This is a genomic window from Actinomyces israelii DSM 43320 (genome assembly GCF_000711965.1).
Classification (GTDB): domain Bacteria; phylum Actinomycetota; class Actinomycetes; order Actinomycetales; family Actinomycetaceae; genus Actinomyces; species Actinomyces israelii.
The window spans coordinates 1-17,761 of record NZ_JONS01000058.1; the positions used below are offsets into that span (position 1 = coordinate 1).

A 17,761-nucleotide genomic window follows, 5' to 3' on the forward strand; every position below is an offset into this window, starting at 1 on the left:
CGAGGCCGAGACGAGGCGCATGTGGCTTCCCAAGGGGAAGAGAACAAGGCTGTACGTGGACCGTAAGAAGGCGAGCCAGTCGTTCTTCGGGGCACTGAGCCTGACGACCAAGAAAATGAAGATCTACCCCATCGAGGGAAACCAGAACGCCGAGCAGACCCGCCCTCATGATGGGTCGCCTGGCGCGCGAGACCGATGAGAAAAAGAAGATCGCGGTCGTCTTGGACAACGCCAGGTTCCACCACGCCAAGGCTTTGAACGATCTTTATGCCCCCGGTCAGGCTCTGGAGCGCATCACACCCATCTACATGCCCCCCTACGCCCCCGACCTTGGGTCCCACAGAACACGTGTGGAACGCCGCCAAGAACAATATCGCCAACCTCCAGCGCGACACCCCGGAGAACACCTTCGCGGCCTTCACCGCCTACATCACCAACCGCACCTTCGACTACGACTTCGAGCACCTCCCAGTCGCACCGCCACACACCGATCTTGTTTAATTCCAGCCATACCTTCTTGCGCGCAGCAATGTTGATGGCTATCTGATACCGCCCGCCACGGGATCTGCGCCTCTTCCTAGGCATATCTCCTATGATGATGTTGCGGGCACTGATTCTGCTCGGCCCATGGTTCTGGACGGTGTTGAGGGCGAGGGGCTGACTGTCCAGGACACGGGTGGTTACGCTGGTGCCTTCGCGTGGCGCTACCCGGACGGCAGCGTCCTCAGCGTCGGCATCATGGGCAGAAAGATGGACGCCCGCGAGGACCCCGACGACGTCGCGCGTGCCATCGACCTCGCCCGGGTCTTCGTGCCGGCGATCCCCGTCCTCGCCGCTGCCGGTGACAGCAACAGCGAATGGAACCCGATTGAGGGCACCCAGTACATCAACGGCCAGCCCGTCACAGAGCTCAACACCACCCCCACCCCGACGCAGATCCCAGCACCCACCGACACGGGCACCCCATGACATGCCCCAAGACGACGCGCCTCGGCCGGAGACAGGTGGTGAACACGGATCCACAGGTCTATGATTATGGTCATCAATGAGTGCATTGCTGTTGAGGCGCGCCTGTCGTCTTGTCATCCTGGTGGGGGTGGCGGTATGCGGGGTGGGCTGCGGCAGTTTGTGGCCTGAGGTTATGCCGTCGGTGGTGCCGGCGGATAGTGAGTCGTGGATCTGTCCCGGTGTGCCGGCCGACTCGGTCATGCTTGTCACCGGTGACGATCCTGTGGTCGAGGCCGCGAGCGACCCCGACTATGGGTGGTGGTCCTGCTCGGCCTCGACCACGACGCTCGACCAGGGGCTGGGGTCGCTTGTCATCGTCCGGTGGGGGCTGATCGACGAGAGCAACTCCTACGAGTTCATCGGTTATGAGAGTATCCGGGTCAGGTTCCCTGAGAACGTGTGGACCCTGCCCGGTGTCGAGGGGAGCGGCTCATGGTCCTCTGCCGGCAGTGACAGCGACTCGACGGCGCAGTGGGTGTGCGGGGACCGCTACGTCGAGGCGGTCGTCTCCTCGACAAAGGAGCGCAAGCGCGACTCGATAGCTGACGCCCGCAACCTGCTGACCTCCGTCCTGCCCTGGGCGTGCGGGGACCGGCCCGTCCCCGGCGCCACCACCACACCCGCGCCCACGCCCACCACTGAGCCCACGCCCGCACCCGCGACACCCCAGGAGGGGGACGACTGACAGTGCGCAGCACGTCTTCACCACCCGTTGGCACACCGCCTGGAGGCCCGGCCCGGTCAAGCGGCCCCGTGCCCCGAGCCAGGAACCTGGCGGCCGTCGCCCTCACCGCCGGAGCACTCATGCTGACCGGCTGCGGCTCACCCGTCCTGCCCGCAGGCAGCGTCAGCCCCTCCCCAGCGGCCATATACGGCTTTCCCAAGCAGGCTACCTTCAGCACGGCGTCGGGGAAGATGGTCATCGAGGTGCCCCAGGATCTTCGGGCCAGCCTGAGCGGCTACAAGGACACGCTGACCGTGGCCGCCTACACCATCACGGCCCGCGAGCTGGGCTCGGCGGACTACTGCGCCTTCGACGCCATTATCGTCTACTACGACCGCGGCAAGGACGCCCTGAGCACCCCCGCCGGCAACCGCGCCCAGACCCTGGGCCTGACCGACGCCTCGCCCCTGGAGGCCCTGGACCCCGACAACCCCCAGGCCGGCGTCTACCTCGACGAGCCCCGCGACACCCTGACCGTGGTCCAGCCCTGCGCATCCGACCCCCAGGACAGCGGCGCCGCCCACGTCCTCCACTTCCCCGTCATCGACGCCCAGGGCCAGACCACCGACCTCGCCTGGGCCGGCGTCACCGTCATGAAGGACGGCACCCTCGGCATCGCCGACAGCCAGATCAACAGATACGTGCGCGTCCAAGCGGACTGGCGCAAGGAATGAGACCCCCGCGTCAGTGGCTGGTGTCGCGGTTGACGGTCTGGATCTCGGCGACGGGCAGGTCCACCGTGGATGTCGTCGTCACCGGGTCCAGGGTGCCGCTGGTGCCGTCGGTCGCGCTCCAGGCCACGTCATAGCCCACCGACACCGTCAGCGGCGTGGTCCCGCCCAGATGGGCCGAGGAACGGGTGAACTCGACCGTGCACCTAGACGACCCCTCGGCCGCGCCCTGGGTCCAAGGGACGCCGAAGCCGTGGCAGTCCGGCACCGAGTCCGGGGCGCTGACCCGCAGCCCCGAGGCCGAGGCCACCACCGTGGCCGTCACCGCCCCCGCCGACGCCGTGGCCCGCACCCTCGCCGGAGTCTCGCCCGTGGCCCACACCCACGTGTCCAGACCCACCACCGTCGCACCAGACACGCCATCACCCGTCGTGATCCTCGGGTTGGTCTCCACACTCGGCTGCGGGATCGTCACCGCACCCCACGCCGCACGCGCCAGGGCCCCACCGTCAAACAACGGAGCCGGAGTGTACTGCATTGTGCTTCTCGGACAGTGCCCGCCCCCTGATTTCCGTCAGCCTGGACGACCGGTGTGAGGCCGGCGCGAAGCCTGGACTGCAGGCATAATTCCGGTGCTCAGTGCTCCCATCTCTGTCCGGCTCTCTTCGGAACTGCGTGAGCGTGTCGCTGTGCCTGCGTGCGCGACTCGTCGCAGCCAGGGTGACATCGTGCGGGAGGTACTTGAGCGCGGCCCGCCGTCGCTGGAGTGGGAACTGAGAGCTGCCGATCGTGCTGCTGCTCACCGGGCGGGCCTTGTCGAGGCCATTCCCGCTGGGAAGGTCGACCGATTGCCTGGTTTCGAGGGTGAACCCGCCGCTGACGCGCTCGAGTCCGCGTCGTGACGAGCCGGCGACTCGAACGGGCGCGAGCCCCGCGCCGGGCGTCAGTCGATAATGCCGTAGAGCCGGTCGCCGGCGTCGCCCAGGCCCGGGACGATGTAGGCGTGCTCGTTGAGCCGCTCGTCCTTGGCCGCCGTGACGACGGTGACGTTCGCGCGGCCGCCCACGGTGGCCTCCAGGGTCCTGAGGCCCTCAGGGGCGGCGATGAGGCAGATGGCGGTGACGTCGCGGGCGCCGCGCACCAGCAGGTACTCGATCGCGGCGACCAGGGTGTGACCGGTGGCGAGCATGGGGTCGATGACGAAGCACTGGCGGCCGGACAGGTCGTCCGGCAGGCGGTTGGCGTAGGTCTCGACCTCAAGGGTGTCGTCGTCGCGCCGCATGCCCAGGAACCCGACCTCGGCCGTGGGCAGCAGGCGGGTCATGCCCTCCAGCATGCCCAGGCCCGCCCGCAGGATCGGCACGACGAGGGGCCGCGGCTCGGCCAGACGCAGGCAGTGGGCGGTCGCGACCGGGGTGGCGATCTCGACCTTCTCGACGCGCACCTCGCGGGTGGCCTCGTAGGCCAGCAGGGTGACGAGCTCGTCCACCAGCTGGCGGAAGACCGCCGACGGCGTCGTCCGATCACGCAGGACGGAGAGCTTGTGATCGATGAGCGGATGATCGGCAACATGAAGACGCATGAGATCAGCCTACGGGGTGCGGGCCCGCCGGACGCGCCGAACCGTTGCCGCCCTTGCGGCCATGAGTCGCTTACTACGCTCCTTTGTCCCTTACTGTACGGCGGGAAGGAGCGTAGTAAGGGACAAAGGAGCGTAGTAAGCGGTCAGGCGCGGGCGCGCAGCCAGGCGAGCACGGCTCGCACGCGCCGGTTCTCCTCGCCCGGCGGCAGGTCCAGCTTGAGGAAGATGTTCGCCACGTGCTTGGCGACCGCCCCGTCGGACAGCACCAGCCGCCGCGCGATCTGCCCGTTGGACAGCCCCTCCGCCATGAGCGCGAGCACCTCGGTCTCCCGCGGGGTCAGGCGCGCCAGCTGCGGGCCAGCGGAGACGGAGCTCACTGCGCCGGCGGCCCCGGGGACGTCCGACGCCCCGCGCACCCCCGCGTGCATCAGGTGCGCCAGGGCCTCCGGGTCGATGACGACGCCGCCGGAGACCACCACGTCCAGGGAGCGCAGGAAGTCGCTCACGCGACCCACCCGCTCCTTGAGCAGGTAGCCGACCGAGCCGTCGACGCCCTCGAGGAGCTCGCCGAGGTACGGGCCGGCCACGTAGGCGCTGAGCACCACCACCGGCAGCCCCGGGTGCGCGGCGCGCCGCCCGCGCCCCCGAGGTCGCGCTCCTAAACGGCTGGGCCGGGCACGGCGCCGGGAACAGCCGCGGGGACGAGGAGCGGACCCGGGGGCCGAGCCGCGTCCTCGGCGTGCTCGTGCGCCTGGCCGCGGTGGCCGGGCTCGTCGCGCTCATCGTCGCCAACCGCCGCACCATCCGCGCCGCTGGCGCGGGAAGCGATGACGCCGCCAACGCCGCCGTGTTCGCCGCCCTCGGCATGGTCGTCCTCGTGTGCCTGCTCACCCCCTGGCTCGTCCCCTGGATGCAGAGGGCGGTGGCAGCCCTGCCCGTCCCCGGCACCGTCTGGCGGGTGGCGGCGCGGACCGCGGCGCTCGAGTCGAGCCACTCCTCGACCACCGTCCTGCCCTTCCTCGTGGCGATCGGGCTGGTCGTCGTCCTCTTCGGCGCCAGGTCGCTGGGCCTGACCGGCATGAGGCTGTCAGGGTTCCTGGTCATGTTCGGGCTCGCCCTGCTCGTGGCCTGGAGCGGCGGCGTCGCCGTCATCGCCATGAGCGCCGGGCACCGGCGCCGCGACGCCGCCCTGCTGCGCGCCGCCGGGGCCCGGGAGGGGGCCGTGCTCGCCGCCCAGGTCCTCGAGGGGGTGATCCACGCGCTCACCGCGGTCCTCCTCGGCGCCCTCATCCTCGTGGCGGCGGGTCCGATCATGAGCGAGGGCTCCGGCCTGGGAACCGCCGTCATCCTCGCCCACGCGCCGTGGTCCGAGCTCGGCGCGGTCGCGGTCCTGACCCTGGTTACCACGTGCCTCGCCGTCGTCGTCTCCTCCCGGGCCCGCCGCGGGCAGGGCATCGGGCAGGCCCTGCGTGCGTGGGACTGAAGGGCCGATGCGTGCCGCGCGTTTCCCGGCGGAATGGGGGCGGGGCCCAAGGGGGCGGTGCGCAGGGCTGGCGCACCAGAGGGCCGGGGCTCGGAGAGGGACGGTGGCGTGCCGACGGCGCCCTTCTCCGCCGTCGGCCCCGGCCAACGGGCCGGTCGCGGTCTTGGTCGGGTCGTCGCCTGCCCCTGCTGACTCGGATCCGGTCCCGCGCATGTCGGCGGGGCGTGACCATGAGCCTGGGCCGGGGCAGTGCGGCGTCCGCTGCTCGGCGCAGGAGTGCGCGATGGCGCGTTATCGGGTGTGGAAGGGATGAGAGACGTGCTTCAGTCTCCGCCGTGCGGTCCTAAGAATTTCGATCCGTTCAGGTGGATCATATGCGTCGGGTCGGATGCCACCCAGGCCTCCGTCTCCCAGGCGAGCTCGACGAGGAAGCGCCGCATGACGGTCCGGTTCGGAAAACAAGAGACGTAGATCAGGCCCGCGGTGCACCCGTGGAATATCTCAGAGAGCTCGCTGTGCCGGATGTGGTCCACGGGCCCGTGAGTGGAGCAGGCCTCCATGAGAAGAAGCCAGTTCCTGTCGGGTTGGTAGACGATCAGATCGGGGAATTTACCGTGCAAGTCGAGGGTGACTCCGAGTGAGGCGAGCCTCTCATTCTCGAAGATCGTCAGCTTTGAGTCCGCATCGCCAATGTACAGAACCTCGCCTCCGGGCACGAAGTAGGCGCAGAAGTCCTCGACCATCGCCTTGATGAGAGTGTTCTGTCCGCCAGCCTTCAGGGCGAGCTCCTCGCCGTCGGGAGTGGTGACAGGAATACGCACGAGATCGCGAGCAGCCCGATACCTTGCGGTCAGGCCGCCGACCTCGGCCAGATACTCCTCGACCGAGATGCTGAAGTCGTCAGTACCGTACTGCTGAATAGCCAGAAGGGCTTCCGGGCTCAGGCGGTAGTTGTTCTTTGACGAGTTGGTTGCACGACCTGGATCATCATCGTTGTAGAGGCAGAATCCCGCGTCAACAAACTGATGGAGGACAAAACGGCGGACCGTCTCGCGCGAGTTCTCCGCAATCGGGTGGTTGAGCGGGCCGCGCATCCAGTCCAGGATCGCCCTGACGCCCATGCGCTCATTGGTCGCATCGGCCCAAGAAGTCCGCTCGTTCATTCCGGCGAGCGCGAGCAGCGTCCGGGCGGAGGTCTCATTGGTCCGCCTCCTGTCGAAATCGAACGCCCGGAGAATCTCCTGCGCCTCCTTCACCTTGCTCATGCCGCCGCAGTTCTCAGGGCGCCCATGATCTGCTCCACCGCGTCGTCGGGATCGAGAGATGCCGTCCCCAGCAGCCGCAGTTGCTCCAGGCTGGGGAAGCGCATCCGTCTCAGGTCGCCAGCATTGACCTGCGTGTGCCCGGAGAATACGCGGAAGTACGCGTCCACCGGCGTGGAATTGAGCCAGACGATCAGTCCGGCCGCCACGTCCGCCTCCAGGCCGCGCCCTTGTCGGTGGATGTAGTTCAGCTTGTTGTCGAAGGCGGGGGCGCGGTCGTCCGACCAGAGGGCGGAGACGATCCTCCGCTTCTCCTCCTTCGCCGAGAACCGTTTCACCAGGACATAGGATCCGGCAGGCACAAGAAGCTTGGGCGACTGCGTCGAATCCGTCTTGAACCACTGAGGTTTTCGAACAGTGCTGCGCGGATGCACCACCTGCGCGTCAGCAATATTGGCCGGATAGACCATAGGGGCGCAGTGCCGGCTGGCCTCGTCGGCCAGAAGGTCGCGGCAGCGGAAATCCACGACCCTGCCTGTGGACACGCTCAGGCCAAGATCGGACAGCGTGTGCTGCGCCCGTTCCATCCACGACACGGCGGCGCCGTCCTCGTCGGAGGCCGGCACGAAGATGAAGTCGTCCGTGACCACCTGTGAGCGGGGGACCGCTCGCGTCACTGGAGCATCCCGGTGATCGACGGAGGACGACAATCGAACCATCGGCGCTGCCTGCCCCCGCGTCGCCGCTACGACGATCGTCTCCTGTAGTACGTCCAGATCCCCGAAGACCCGGGAGCGCGACTGGAACGTGTGGATACTGTCAATGCCGAGGCGTGCGAGCAGGGCGCGCCGGAACATTGAGAAATAGGTTCCATTCATCCACGAGCGAGGCGTGATCGACACCTGCTGCCCGCCGTCGCCTATAAGTAGGGAACCGAGCGCCATGAAGCCCGCGTAGATATTGGGGACGATAATGCCCGCGGCACGCAGGTCATGGTCCAGTAACGATCGTGACCGGATCTTGTGGTACGGAGGATTCTGGATGACCAGGTCGAAGCGCTCCTCGGCGCGCAGCGCCCAGCTCACGAAGTCGTCCTTCACCAGGGTTGTCCGTGCGCCGGTGCTCTCCAGGTCGCTGAGTGTCTCGGACAGGACGCCGTGCAGCCGCCCGTCGACCTCGACCGCGGTGACCTCGACCCGCAAGCCCGGGGCCTCGCGCCGCGCCCGATCGACAACAGCGGCCGACAGCACGCCCGAGCCGGCCCCCGGGTCCAGCACGCGGAGCACTCCCTCACGCGGCAGACGGGGCAGGTCGGCCATGATCCGTGCGACCGCAATGGGGGTGAAGAACTGGCCGAGATCCGCCCGGTCCTCGGCGTCGAGCGCGGCCAGCCCGGCATCACGGCGTCCGGCAGCAAGCGAAAGCAGATCCATGTGGCCAGGGTACTGCCCGGGTACGACGGCGAGGGCGGTCGCTGCCGCACCGCTGGGCCGGACCGATCTCGGCGAAGAGGCGGGGGGGCGCCTACCCGCCCCTTCGCCGAGATCGGTTCACTTCCGCGTCGAGATCGGCTCTGATACGGTCGCCGGCGGCCACCGATGTCGGGCCCCGTCTCGTCTTTGACGGGGCTTCTCAAGCACCGGCGCTCTGCGCCGTTCCCTTTTCGGGACTGAGGGTGCCGGCCGTCGTCGTCGACATTCTTGACGCCTGCGCATTCGCCTGGTCCCGTACAGAGCGCGAGGAGGGTGGTGCGACTGCGAGAAGGCGCCGCCTGGACGGGTTCCGTAGCCCAGACGATTGATTCCGGGCGTGGCGGTGCGGGCCGGGGCGGGCGGGGAGCCTCAACCTCAACGGAGGTTCGTCGCGTGGACGTGCCTTTCTCTCATCCTTCTGAGGTCTACCCGCAGAAGGATGAGAGAAAGATACGTTGGTGCTGCGAAGGCACGTTCACGTTCCGGCCCGTTCCGTACGGGCGCCGGGGCGCTGCGCCCGCTCGCAGTCTTCGGGGCCCGTCCCGGCCGGCCCTTGAGGCGGGTGCCGGTGGATTGCGGCGTCCGGTGGGCTCTTCGGGCCGGCTCCGGCGCGGAGGCGGCCCGATCTCGGCGAAGGGGGTGCGGGGGCGGGTGCCGGGGTGCGGGCCGGCTGCGGGTCGCCGTCGGTGTTGACAGCCCGACCCGCGTCCCGCCAGGACTCAGTCGTCAAGTGGTGCTGCGCGGTGGAAAAAAGGTGGCTCCCGCGCACTTTTAAGGCGCTCAGCGGTCTTGGGCGCGGCGGGGATCGGCGTGATTCTGCGGTTCTGCGACGAGGGCAGGGCGGGGGTCGGCGCTAAAAGTGCGTGGGAGCCACCTTTTTCGGTCAAGTTTTCCGGTCAAGGCCGACACCCGGGAGCCCCTGACGGCGTCGGAGAGCAGACAGAGCAGACAGAAGAGACCGCCCGCCCGCCCCTTGAACCGATCTCAGCGCGGAACTGGACCGATCTCGGCGAAAAGGGCGGGCGGGCGCGAGCTGGGGCGGCGCCCAGCCCGGCTGACCGGGGGCGGCGCCCAGCCCGGCTCAGACGCGTGCGGTGCTGCTCGTGCCCAGGTACTCCAGCCAGCGCTCGTAGTGGTCGAGGACGTCGTGGGCGACCTGGTCGGCCGACCAGTCCATAATGTCGTAGCCCACCCCGCCTCCGCGCAGCCGCACCTCCAGGCGCACCGTGACGTCGTCAGCCTCATTCATGCCGCCGCCGTAGGAGGGCGCCGGGGCCTCGACCATGCGCACCACGTAGCGGAAGATCCGCCGGCCGGCCGCCCGCTCGAGGACCTCGGGCTCGATCTCGCCTTCGCGCGCCTCGTTGTTGGGATCGGTCACCAGCAGGGTGACGCGGCCCAGGTAGGTGCGCTCGTCGTCGGGGTCGTCGGCCTCCCGGCCCTCGACCTGGACCTCCGCCTCCAGCCTCTCCTTGGCCAGCTCGGCGGCCACCGCCTCCAGGGCGGGCACGATGCGCTCGTCCAGGGCGCGCTGGGCCTGCTCGGCCCTGACGCGGGCGAAGGTGTGGGACAGGCGGTCGCGCCAGGAGATGCGGCGCAGTCCCGCCGCCGTCCCGGTGAAGCCGACCTGCCGGTTGCGGTAGGCGCGCGAGCGGGCCTGGTTGAGGCTCGCCTCCCGGTGGAGGGCCTTGAGCAGGCAGGCCATGATCACCACGAGGATGAAGCTGAAGGGCAGCGCCATCACCAGAGTCGCCTGCTGGAGGATGGGCACGCCCCCGGCCACGAGCATGGCGACGGTGAGGATGCCGGTCAGGGTCGCCCAGAAGATCCGCAGCCACGGGGCGGCGTCCTCCCTCTCGCCCTTGATCCGGCTGGACAGGCTCGACATGACCAGCGCCCCGGAGTCGGCGCTCGTGACGTAGAAGAGGACGCCGATGAACAGCGCGATCGCGATAATGGGCTTCCCGCCGACGGCGCCGAGCAGGAGGTAGAGGCCCTGCTCGGGGGCGCTGATGGTGGTCTCGGCGAAGTTCGTGTCGCCCGAGCGGATGAGCTCCAGGGCGCTGTTGCCGAAGATCGCCACCCACATCACCACGTAGGAGAAGGGCAGGATGAGGGCCCCGAGGATGAACTCGCGCAGCGTGCGGCCGCGGGAGACGCGGGCCAGGAACATGCCGACGAAAGCCCCCCAGGTGATCCACCACGCCCAGAAGAACAGAGTCCAGTTGTTGAGCCACTCCTCGGGCCGGTTGTAGGCGTAGGTCTCCAGGGTCAGCTGCGGGAACTGGACCATGAAGTCGCCGACGGTTCCGACCAGCGCGTCCATGAGGAAGGCCGTGTCGCCGCTGACCAGGACCCACAGGGCCAGGCCGATGGCGAGGACCACGTTGATGTTGGACAGCACGCGCACGCCCCGGTCCACGCCGGTGGTGGCCGAGATCGTCGCCATGATGACGGACAGCGTGATGAGGCCGATCTGCCCGCCGGTGCCCTGCGGGATGCCGAAGAGGATGTCGAGGGCCACGTTGAGCTGGACGACGCCGACCCCCAGCGAGGCCGCGATGCCGAAGACGCCGCCCACGAGCGCGGCGGTGTCGACGACGTCGCCGATCCAGCCGTCCACACGGGCCCCGAGCAGCGGGCGCAGCGTGGAGCGCACCGCCAGCGCGTCGCGGCGCCGGTAGGCGAAGTAGGCCATGGCCATGCCCATGATCGCGTACACGCCCCAGCCGGAGATCCCGTAGTGGAAGATGGCCAGGACGACGGCGTGGCGGGCGGCCTCGATGGTCTCGCCCTCGCCGGTGGGCGGGTGCACGTACTGGGCCACGGGCTCGGCGATGGAGAAGAACATGATGCCGGTGCCGATGCCGGCCGCGAAGAGCATGGCGGCCCAGGAGAAGGTGGAGAAGTCCGGGGTGGAGTTGTCCGGGCCCAGCCTCACCTGCCCGTACCTGCTCAGGGCGAGCAGGACGACGAAGACGATCGTCGCCGTGATGAGGAAGATGTAGAAGGAGCCGAACCACTTCCCGGCCCAGGCGACGGCGGCGTTGAAGGCGTCCTGCACGGTGGTGGGCGAGATGATGGCGGCGGCGGCCACGACGGCGATTATGACGGCCGAGGAGAGGAAGACGCCCCAGTTGATGGGGTGGGGCTCGTGCGGGTCGGGCGGGTCGGGGGTCGTGGGGTGGGGTGCGGACGGGGCGTCGCCGGGGGCCTCGACCACGGGGGTGGAGGCTCTCGGGTCGGCGGTCTCGGATCTGTCTGCGGGGTCGGGCATGCTGTTCGCCGGCGGTTCCATACTGGTGTGACTCCATTCACTGTGGTGATGTCAGTGATAGAGCCTGGCAGGTGCGGGTGGCCGTGGCAACTTCGAGTGGTGGATTCCCGCCGGAAGAAGAGGGTCGCAGGCCGTGCGGGACTTACGGTTTCAGTCGGTAGGTATGAGGTAGGACATATTTTGGCGTCGCCTCGGAATGCGGCAGGCTGACGGCGTGAGCACGGGACTTCTCGATGCGCGCTACAGCGGCGCCATGGGCCGCGCCCTGGCCCTGGCCGCTGCCGCCGGCCGTGCGGGCGAGGTGCCGGTGGGTGCCGTCGTCCTGGGTCCCGACGGCGGGGTCCTGGCGGAGGCGGCCAACGCCCGGCAGTCCACGTGCGACCCCACGGCCCACGCCGAGGTGCTGGCCCTGCGAGCGGCCGGGGCGGCACTGAGGGACTCCCACCTGGACGGCTGCGAGCTGGTGGTCACCCTGGAGCCGTGCACCATGTGCGCCGGCGCCATCCAGCTCGCGCGCCTGGCGCGGGTGGTCCTGGCCGCCTGGGAGCCGCGGACCGGGGCGTGCGGGAGCGTGCGCGACGTCCTGCGCGACCCGCGCGCCAACCACCGCGTCGAGGTCGTGGCCGGGGTGCGCGAGCGCGAGTCAGAGGCGCTGCTGCGGGGCTTCTTCGCCGAGCGGCGGTGAGGCTGGGCGCAGGCGGCGGTTACCGTTGGGGGTAGTTCCGATCGGTGCCGGGAGAGGGCTCATGGCGACCAACGACCAGGTTCGCGCACTCGTGCCCAGCCATGGGGGTGGTGACGATGCGCAGTTCTACGCCGTTGCCATCCAGGAGGCTGCGAAGGCGGCGCGCGCCGGGCAGTCGCGGCTCGCTCAGGAGCTGCGGGGGCCTTGCATCGAGTTGTCGGCGACAATTGCGGGCGACGAGGGTGATGCTGTCCTCACGGCGTCGGTCTATCTTCCTGAATCGCAGGAGTCGTGGTTCACGCAGAAGCTCGATGAGTATGTTGCCACTGTTGACGAGGACCGCCCGCGTCATTAAAGGCTCATCGAGTCGGTCGAGCGGATCCGCAGGGCCACGGCCCGATTGCTCTGGACTGATCCTCCAGAGTCTTTTCACGACGACGGGACTCCGGTCCGGTGGGGGTCTGGCTGCGGGAAGATTCTGGTATGGAGCTAGATCATCTTCTGAGGGTGGCGAGGTCGCGTGGTCTTTCCTGTCCGCCGGAGCAGTTCCTGGGATTCGGTGACCGGACCGTCTGCCTGCTGCGGGGCGCAGTTGAGGACGTGGTGCAGGTCGTCGAGCATACCGATGGTGTTGCGGAATTGAGGCGGCCTCATCAGCCCGGCTTCTTCACCGGCACGCGCCGGTCCGAGCAGATCGAGTGGATTGAGGACCTGTTGTCTCGTGGCGGCCCGATCCCTGACGATGCGCCTGCCGTCTGCGTCTTAGATACCGGAGTCCAGCGCGAGCATCGTTTGCTCACCGATGCTCTCAATGGCGCCGACTGCCATCGTGCTGACGCGCAGTGGCGACCCGACCCGGTTTGTCCTCATGGCACGGAGATGGCGGGGCCGGCACTGTACGGCGACATGGAGCCCGCACCCGCGAGTTTCGTGGGCTATGAACCCATCGCACCGGCGGGAGACCTCGCTCCGACCAGTCGCACCTCGGCCTCTTTCGCTCATACCAGCTGGCCTTTCAAACCCGACGCGGTCGCCGACGGCGGGAACCTGCTCCGGTCCCCGGATGGCGGCACCGTGGACCGGTCCGACCACCTGACTGTTCTCACGACCCGATTCCAGCATCTTGGCACCGGCAGCTTCCTCACGGGCGGCTTCGACACATCGGCTGCCGCCGCGACCTTCGCGGCGGCAGCCGCATCTGTCCAAGCGGCCTATCCGGCGCTTCGTCCGGAAACGGTACGCGGGCTGGTCGTCCACTCCGCGCGCTGGACGGACGCCATGCACGCTCACCAGTCTTCGGGGAAGAATCCTGCGAAAGGAGAGCCTCAGGTTTTGCGGCGCCGTTACGGCATGGGCGTACCGGATCTCGAACGCGCCCTTCGCAGTGCTTCAGATGCTCTGACACTCGTGTGCGAGGGCGAGCTGCACCCTCAAGCCCGGGCATCAGCCGAATGCTGACCATGTCTACCGTGGGATGGCGCTCCACGAGCTCCCATGGCCTCGTGGCGTTCTGGACGGCTTGGGCGAGGTACAGGTCGGGCTCCGTATCACGCTTTCGTACTTCATTGAACCGAACCCCTCCCGGCGTGGATGGAAGAGTCGTCCGTCCCTGGGTCGCAGCAGTCTCGGGGTCCGCTATTCTCTGATTGTTAGTATCGAGACTCCTGAGAGCGATGTGGACATCTACACCCCGGTGAGTACTATGATCGCAGCCGCCGCCGAGATCGAGATGCAGAGGTGAGAGACCCCGTGAACCTGACAGAGTTCCTCCGGCACGTCGACGCCGGACTGCCCGTGCGCGCCGGCACCCCCGCCGCCGCCTTCCAGACCCGGCGCGCCGTCGAGGTCCAGAGACTCACCGCCGAGCTCAACACCGGGTATCGCACGCCGGAGGAGATCCGCGCCCTCATGGGGCGGATCACCGGGCGCGCCGTGCCCGAGTCCTTCGCCCTCTTCCCGCCCTTCACCACCGACTTCGGCGCCAATATCCATCTGGGGGAGCGGGTCTTCGTCAACTCCGGGTGCCGCTTCCAGGACCAGGGCGGAATCTGGATCGGGGACCGCTGCTTCATCGGCCACGACGTCGTCATGGCGACCCTGGACCACTCCCTGGCGGTGGCCGACCGCGCCACCACCCACCCGGCCCCGATCCGCCTGGGCAGTGACGTGTGGGTGGGCGCCAAGGTCGTCATCACCTCGGGCGTGAGCATCGGCGACGGCGCGGTCGTCGCCGCAGGGGCCGTCGTCACCCGGGACGTGCCGCCCTGCACGATCGTCGGCGGCGTGCCCGCCAAGGTCATCCGACGCCTCACCGACGAGGAGGCGGGCACCGCCGTCGGGGAATAAGGGTCCGAGGGCGGGCAGCCGGTCGAGGACCCGGCCGAGCCGTGAGGGACCTCGCACCCGCCGCGGATTGGGCTGGGTGCCCTCCGCCGTGTAACCTCAACCCCTGAGGTAGCGTGTCCGAGCGGCCGAAGGTGCAGATCTCGAAAGTCTGTGTGGTTCATAGCCACCCTGGGTTCGAATCCCAGCGCTACCGCCGCCACGATCCCCGGCATCCCAAAGAAGAGTGGGGTGCCGGGGATTAGTGCGTGTAGCGTGTGGGAACGCACGCGGTATACCGAGAGGTCCCAGCGGGGACGTCGAGACGGGCCGTCTCGCCCGATGTCGGCGAGGTCGAGGACAGGGGGGCGCTCGCTTTCCGGGTGCCCCGCACGTGCCTTTAACGGCGCGACCCCGGGGCGGGTGTCCGTCAGAATGACATTGGGGCTCTTAGACGCCGTGGGTCGTGAAGAGGTTCCCGCCATCATGCGGTTTTTACTGGTGCTTCTGAGGGCCGGGGCGGTCAATGTCATTCTGACGGACACGCGTTCGGCCTGCTTGGCCCACTGCGTGTCCGGGCCGGGCCTGCCGTCGCTGTGATGCGGGGGCGCGAGGCGCCGCGGTGTCCGGGTGAGGCGGAACATGGACGACGGCGCAGCCGCGCCCGACCCGTCCGGCCCCGCCCGGAGCGCGGGGCCGAGGGCCAGCGCGCTCGGCTTTCGTCTATCTCGACGGTGAGGACAGCTGCGGGGCGGCGCAAGGCCCCGGAACCTAGAGAGGGCTCCGGGGCCTTGTGCCGCTCAGAGTGCCGGCTATCCTTATAGGGTTTTGCCGATCGCGGGCCGGAGCTGGACCGATATCGGCGTTTCGGTCTCAGCTGCTGGGACGATCGGGACGATCGGGGCGGTTGGCGATTCCCTCGGGGATCGACTTCGACAGCGAGGCGATGTGCTGGGCGATTGCCAGGCCCGCGGCGTCCCCGGTTGTGGCGATGAGAATGGTGTCATCGCCCGCGATGGTCCCCAGGACCCCCGGGAGCATCGCATCGTCCACGGCGGCTGCCATGAGCTGGGCGGCTCCCGGAGGCGTCTGGAGAACGACGTCCCCATGAGCGCAGGCGACCGAGACCAGGAGTTCCTCGGCCAGGTGCGCAAGATGCTGGTTGGCCCGGGCCTCGGCGTCGTCGGGAAGGCGCTTCTGCCCGGGGGCGCCCGCCTCAGGCAGAACATAGACCTGCTTCCCGCTGGCGGTGCGGGCCTTGGAAGCCCGCATCGCCTTGAGGTCGCGGGACAGCGTCGCCTGAGTGACGCTGAACCCATGGGTCTCGAGCATCTGCTGCAGCTCGCGCTGCGAGTGGATGCGTGTGGTGCTGATGAGCCGTTCGATCAAGCGGCGCCGCGCAGCACGGGTCCGGGCCGCGATATCAACGGCCTCTTGCGGTGACTTGGCGTTCACGGGCCCTCCGGGTCGAAGCCTGCGAAGTGCGTCTGGGAAGGGGCGGGCTCTCCCCAGGGCTTTCCGGTAGCCGGCACCTCGGTGCTATTTCCTTCTCGATATGACTCAGCAGTTGCGCGCGTAGCATCTCCTAGCTTGCGGGCTTGCGTGCCGCGGGTGGTTGGAGGTCGTTGGGGTTTCCGTAGCTGCCGCCGGGGGTGATGATGGTGCCGGCGGTGCCTTGGATGATGTGGGTGGCGTCGTGGAGGCGGCCGATGGCGGCCATGTCTCCGGTGAGCTCGACGAAGCGGCAGACGGCCTCGACCTTGGGTCCCATGGATCCTGCGGGTGGGTTGAGGGCGCGCAGGGTGGTGGGGGTGGCGCGGGGGATCTGCTTGGCGTGGGGTGTGCCGTAGTGGGTGTAGACGCCGTTGACGTCGGTGAGGATGAGCAGGGCGTCGGCCTCGAGGTCCTCGGCCAGGACGGCGGCGGTGAGGTCCTTGTCGATGACGGCCTCGATGCCCTGGAGCTTGCCGTGGGTGTTGCGGATGACGGGCACGCCGCCGCCTCCGGCGCAGATGACCACGGCGCCGGCCTGGAGCAGGGTGCGCACCAGGCGGGTCTCGATCACGCGCTGGGGGGCGGGGGAGCCGACCACGCGCCGGTAGTGCTCGCCGTCGGGGCGCACGGTCCACCCGCGCGTGGCGGCCAGGGCCTGGGCCTCGTCCCTGGTGTAGACCTCGCCGACGAACTTGGTGGGGTGCTCCAGGGCGGGGTCGCCGGCCAGGACCAGGGTCTGGTTGACCATGGAGGCGACCTGGCGCCCGGGCAGGGCGTTCTGCATGGCCTGGAGCAGCCAGTAGCCGATCATGCCCTGGGTCTGGGCGCCCAGGGTGTCGAAGGGGTAGGGCTCGGACAGCCGCTGGTCGTCGGCCGACTCCAGGGCCAGGACCCCCACCTGGGGGCCGTTGCCGTGGGTGATGACCAGCTCGTGGTCCTGCGCCAGCTCGGCCAGGCGCGCCGCGGCGGCGCGCACGTTGGCCACCTGGACGGCCGCGTCGGGCACCTGCCCGCGCTCCAGCAGGGCGTTGCCGCCCAGCGCCGCGACGATCCTCATCGGCTCTCCCCCCCGCTCACCGCGCTCACCCCGGCCTGCCCGGCCTGCCCGGCCTGCCGGGCCTGTCCGGCCTGTCTCGCCTGCGTCACCGTCACTCCCAGTCCCCCAGGGTGGCCACCATGACCGCCTTGATGGTGTGCATGCGGTTCTCGGCCTGGTCGAAGACGATACTGGCCTCGGACTCGAACACCTCGTCGGTGACCTCCAGGCCCTCCATGCCGGTCCTGTCGTAGATCTCGGCCCCCACCGCGGTGCCCCGGTCGTGGAAGGCCGGCAGGCAGTGCAGGAACCTCACGCCGGGGTTGCCGGTGGCCCGGACCAGGGCCGCGTTGACCTGGTAGGGGCGCAGCAGGCCGATCCGGGAGTCCCACACCTCCTTGGGCTCGCCCATGGAGACCCACACGTCGGTGTACAGGAAGTCCACCCCCTCCACGCCCGCGGCCGGGTCCTCGGTGACCGTGACCCGGCCGCCGCTGCCCGCGGCCAGGCCCTCGGCCGCCGCCACCACACCCGCCTCGGGCCGCAGCTCGCCCGGGCAGACCATGCGCACGTCCATGCCCATCAGCGCCCCCGACACCAGCAGGGAGTGGGCCACGTTGTTACGAGCGTCCCCCAGGTAGGCCAGGGACACCTCCCCCAGCGGCCGGCCCCCCGAGTGCTCCAGCATCGTCAGCTGGTCGGCCAGCATCTGCGTGGGGTGCCACTGGTCGGTCAGACCGTTCCA

The 17,761-nt window shown here is 69.0% G+C and carries 19 protein-coding genes, 1 tRNA gene and 2 pseudogenes; 13 read left to right on the top strand and 9 right to left on the bottom strand.

The window, feature by feature from the left end; translation table 11 throughout:
• The 6 genes and pseudogenes from O145_RS18735 to O145_RS13775 all read left to right on the top strand — a co-directional run.
• Positions 1-199: hypothetical protein (locus tag O145_RS18735; protein WP_043563991.1), on the top strand; the 199-nt coding region annotated here is incomplete at its 5' end.
• Positions 171-272 (top strand): annotated as a pseudogene (locus O145_RS19940) (hypothetical protein); the annotation flags it as partial. The gene O145_RS18735 and the pseudogene O145_RS19940, both read left to right, overlap by 29 nt.
• A 58-nt stretch (positions 273-330) precedes the next feature.
• Positions 331-501, top strand: a complete 171-nt coding sequence (locus O145_RS19385) for a hypothetical protein (protein WP_229118587.1) — start codon at positions 331-333, stop codon at positions 499-501.
• A gap of 126 nt (positions 502-627) precedes the next feature.
• Complete coding sequence (locus O145_RS13765) at positions 628-969, top strand: hypothetical protein (protein ID WP_043563993.1); 342 nt, start codon at positions 628-630, stop codon at positions 967-969.
• A 220-nt stretch (positions 970-1,189) separates the two neighbouring features.
• Complete coding sequence (locus O145_RS13770) at positions 1,190-1,693, top strand: hypothetical protein (protein WP_043563995.1); 504 nt, start codon at positions 1,190-1,192, stop codon at positions 1,691-1,693.
• Positions 1,694-1,761: 68 nt separating this feature from the next.
• Complete coding sequence (locus tag O145_RS13775; RefSeq protein WP_043563997.1) at positions 1,762-2,406, top strand: hypothetical protein; 645 nt, start codon at positions 1,762-1,764, stop codon at positions 2,404-2,406.
• 10 nt (positions 2,407-2,416) lie between these two features.
• Here O145_RS13775 and O145_RS13780 read toward each other — a convergent pair whose 3' ends face one another.
• Positions 2,417-2,941 carry a hypothetical protein gene (locus O145_RS13780; protein ID WP_084682639.1) on the bottom strand — a complete coding sequence of 175 codons (525 nt, stop codon included), beginning with the start codon at positions 2,939-2,941 and terminating at the stop codon, positions 2,417-2,419.
• Positions 2,942-3,035: 94 nt separating this feature from the next.
• Between O145_RS13780 and O145_RS19945 the strand changes: the two genes are divergently transcribed.
• Entirely contained in the window at positions 3,036-3,305 is a 270-nt protein-coding gene (locus O145_RS19945; RefSeq protein ID WP_169740368.1) for a ribbon-helix-helix protein, CopG family, read from the top strand.
• A gap of 41 nt (positions 3,306-3,346) precedes the next feature.
• On the opposite strand, the gene upp is transcribed toward O145_RS19945, so the two are convergent.
• A complete protein-coding gene (upp, locus tag O145_RS13785; protein WP_043563999.1) occupies positions 3,347-3,985 on the bottom strand; it encodes a uracil phosphoribosyltransferase in 639 nt (212 codons plus the stop codon).
• A gap of 143 nt (positions 3,986-4,128) precedes the next feature.
• Positions 4,129-4,617, bottom strand: a pseudogene (locus O145_RS13790) (response regulator transcription factor); the annotation flags it as partial.
• 107 nt (positions 4,618-4,724) lie between these two features.
• Here O145_RS13790 and O145_RS13795 point away from each other — a divergent pair.
• On the top strand, positions 4,725-5,468 hold the full coding sequence (locus O145_RS13795; protein ID WP_052375198.1) for an FtsX-like permease family protein: 744 nt from the start codon (positions 4,725-4,727) through the stop codon (positions 5,466-5,468).
• Between the two features lie 323 nt (positions 5,469-5,791).
• On the opposite strand, the gene O145_RS13800 is transcribed toward O145_RS13795, so the two are convergent.
• The 3 genes from O145_RS13800 to betT form a co-directional block, all read right to left on the bottom strand.
• Positions 5,792-6,733, bottom strand: a complete 942-nt coding sequence (locus O145_RS13800) for a BsuBI/PstI family type II restriction endonuclease (protein WP_043564000.1) — start codon at positions 6,731-6,733, stop codon at positions 5,792-5,794.
• Complete coding sequence (locus O145_RS13805; RefSeq protein WP_043564002.1) at positions 6,730-8,163, bottom strand: Eco57I restriction-modification methylase domain-containing protein; 1,434 nt, start codon at positions 8,161-8,163, stop codon at positions 6,730-6,732. Before O145_RS13805 ends, O145_RS13800 begins: the two co-directional genes overlap by 4 nt.
• 1,120 nt (positions 8,164-9,283) lie before the next feature.
• A complete protein-coding gene (betT, locus tag O145_RS13810; protein ID WP_229118588.1) occupies positions 9,284-11,479 on the bottom strand; it encodes a choline BCCT transporter BetT in 2,196 nt (731 codons plus the stop codon).
• Between the two features lie 196 nt (positions 11,480-11,675).
• On the opposite strand from betT, the gene O145_RS13815 reads away from it, so the two are divergent.
• The 5 genes from O145_RS13815 (at position 11,676) to O145_RS18415 (ending at position 14,703) form a co-directional block, all read left to right on the top strand.
• Positions 11,676-12,164: a nucleoside deaminase gene (locus tag O145_RS13815; protein WP_043564005.1), complete on the top strand. Its 489-nt coding sequence runs from the start codon at positions 11,676-11,678 to the stop codon at positions 12,162-12,164.
• A 61-nt stretch (positions 12,165-12,225) separates the two neighbouring features.
• Positions 12,226-12,519, top strand: coding sequence for a hypothetical protein (locus O145_RS19390; RefSeq protein WP_043564006.1), 294 nt, complete (start codon positions 12,226-12,228; stop codon positions 12,517-12,519).
• A 128-nt stretch (positions 12,520-12,647) separates the two neighbouring features.
• Positions 12,648-13,622: a S8 family serine peptidase gene (locus tag O145_RS17650; protein WP_229118589.1), complete on the top strand. Its 975-nt coding sequence runs from the start codon at positions 12,648-12,650 to the stop codon at positions 13,620-13,622.
• Between the two features lie 291 nt (positions 13,623-13,913).
• Complete coding sequence (locus O145_RS13830) at positions 13,914-14,510, top strand: DapH/DapD/GlmU-related protein (RefSeq protein ID WP_043564010.1); 597 nt, start codon at positions 13,914-13,916, stop codon at positions 14,508-14,510.
• A 107-nt stretch (positions 14,511-14,617) separates the two neighbouring features.
• Positions 14,618-14,703: transfer RNA gene (locus O145_RS18415), tRNA-Ser, on the top strand.
• Positions 14,704-15,359: 656 nt separating this feature from the next.
• On the opposite strand, the gene O145_RS13835 is transcribed toward O145_RS18415, so the two are convergent.
• The 3 genes from O145_RS13835 to O145_RS13845 all read right to left on the bottom strand — a co-directional run.
• Entirely contained in the window at positions 15,360-15,941 is a 582-nt protein-coding gene (locus tag O145_RS13835; RefSeq protein WP_052375200.1) for an arginine repressor, read from the bottom strand.
• Positions 15,942-16,071: 130 nt separating this feature from the next.
• A complete protein-coding gene (locus O145_RS13840; RefSeq protein WP_043564012.1) occupies positions 16,072-17,037 on the bottom strand; it encodes a carbamate kinase in 966 nt (321 codons plus the stop codon).
• 91 nt (positions 17,038-17,128) lie between these two features.
• The coding region (locus O145_RS13845; protein WP_043564021.1) for a Rossmann-fold NAD(P)-binding domain-containing protein at positions 17,129-17,761 on the bottom strand (633 nt) is incomplete at its 5' end.

Coding starts and splice junctions, on each gene's coding strand:
- O145_RS13815 (WP_043564005.1), top strand. CDS start 11,676: ATGCGGCAGGCTGACGGCGTGAGCACGGGACTTCTCGATGCGCGCTAC.
- O145_RS13805 (WP_043564002.1), bottom strand. CDS start 8,163: ATGGATCTGCTTTCGCTTGCTGCCGGACGCCGTGATGCCGGGCTGGCC.
- O145_RS13800 (WP_043564000.1), bottom strand. CDS start 6,733: ATGAGCAAGGTGAAGGAGGCGCAGGAGATTCTCCGGGCGTTCGATTTC.
- O145_RS17650 (WP_229118589.1), top strand. CDS start 12,648: ATGGAGCTAGATCATCTTCTGAGGGTGGCGAGGTCGCGTGGTCTTTCC.
- upp (WP_043563999.1), bottom strand. CDS start 3,985: ATGCGTCTTCATGTTGCCGATCATCCGCTCATCGATCACAAGCTCTCC.
- O145_RS13780 (WP_084682639.1), bottom strand. CDS start 2,941: ATGCAGTACACTCCGGCTCCGTTGTTTGACGGTGGGGCCCTGGCGCGT.
- betT (WP_229118588.1), bottom strand. CDS start 11,479: ATGCCCGACCCCGCAGACAGATCCGAGACCGCCGACCCGAGAGCCTCC.
- O145_RS13765 (WP_043563993.1), top strand. CDS start 628: ATGGTTCTGGACGGTGTTGAGGGCGAGGGGCTGACTGTCCAGGACACG.
- O145_RS19390 (WP_043564006.1), top strand. CDS start 12,226: ATGGCGACCAACGACCAGGTTCGCGCACTCGTGCCCAGCCATGGGGGT.
- O145_RS13840 (WP_043564012.1), bottom strand. CDS start 17,037: ATGAGGATCGTCGCGGCGCTGGGCGGCAACGCCCTGCTGGAGCGCGGG.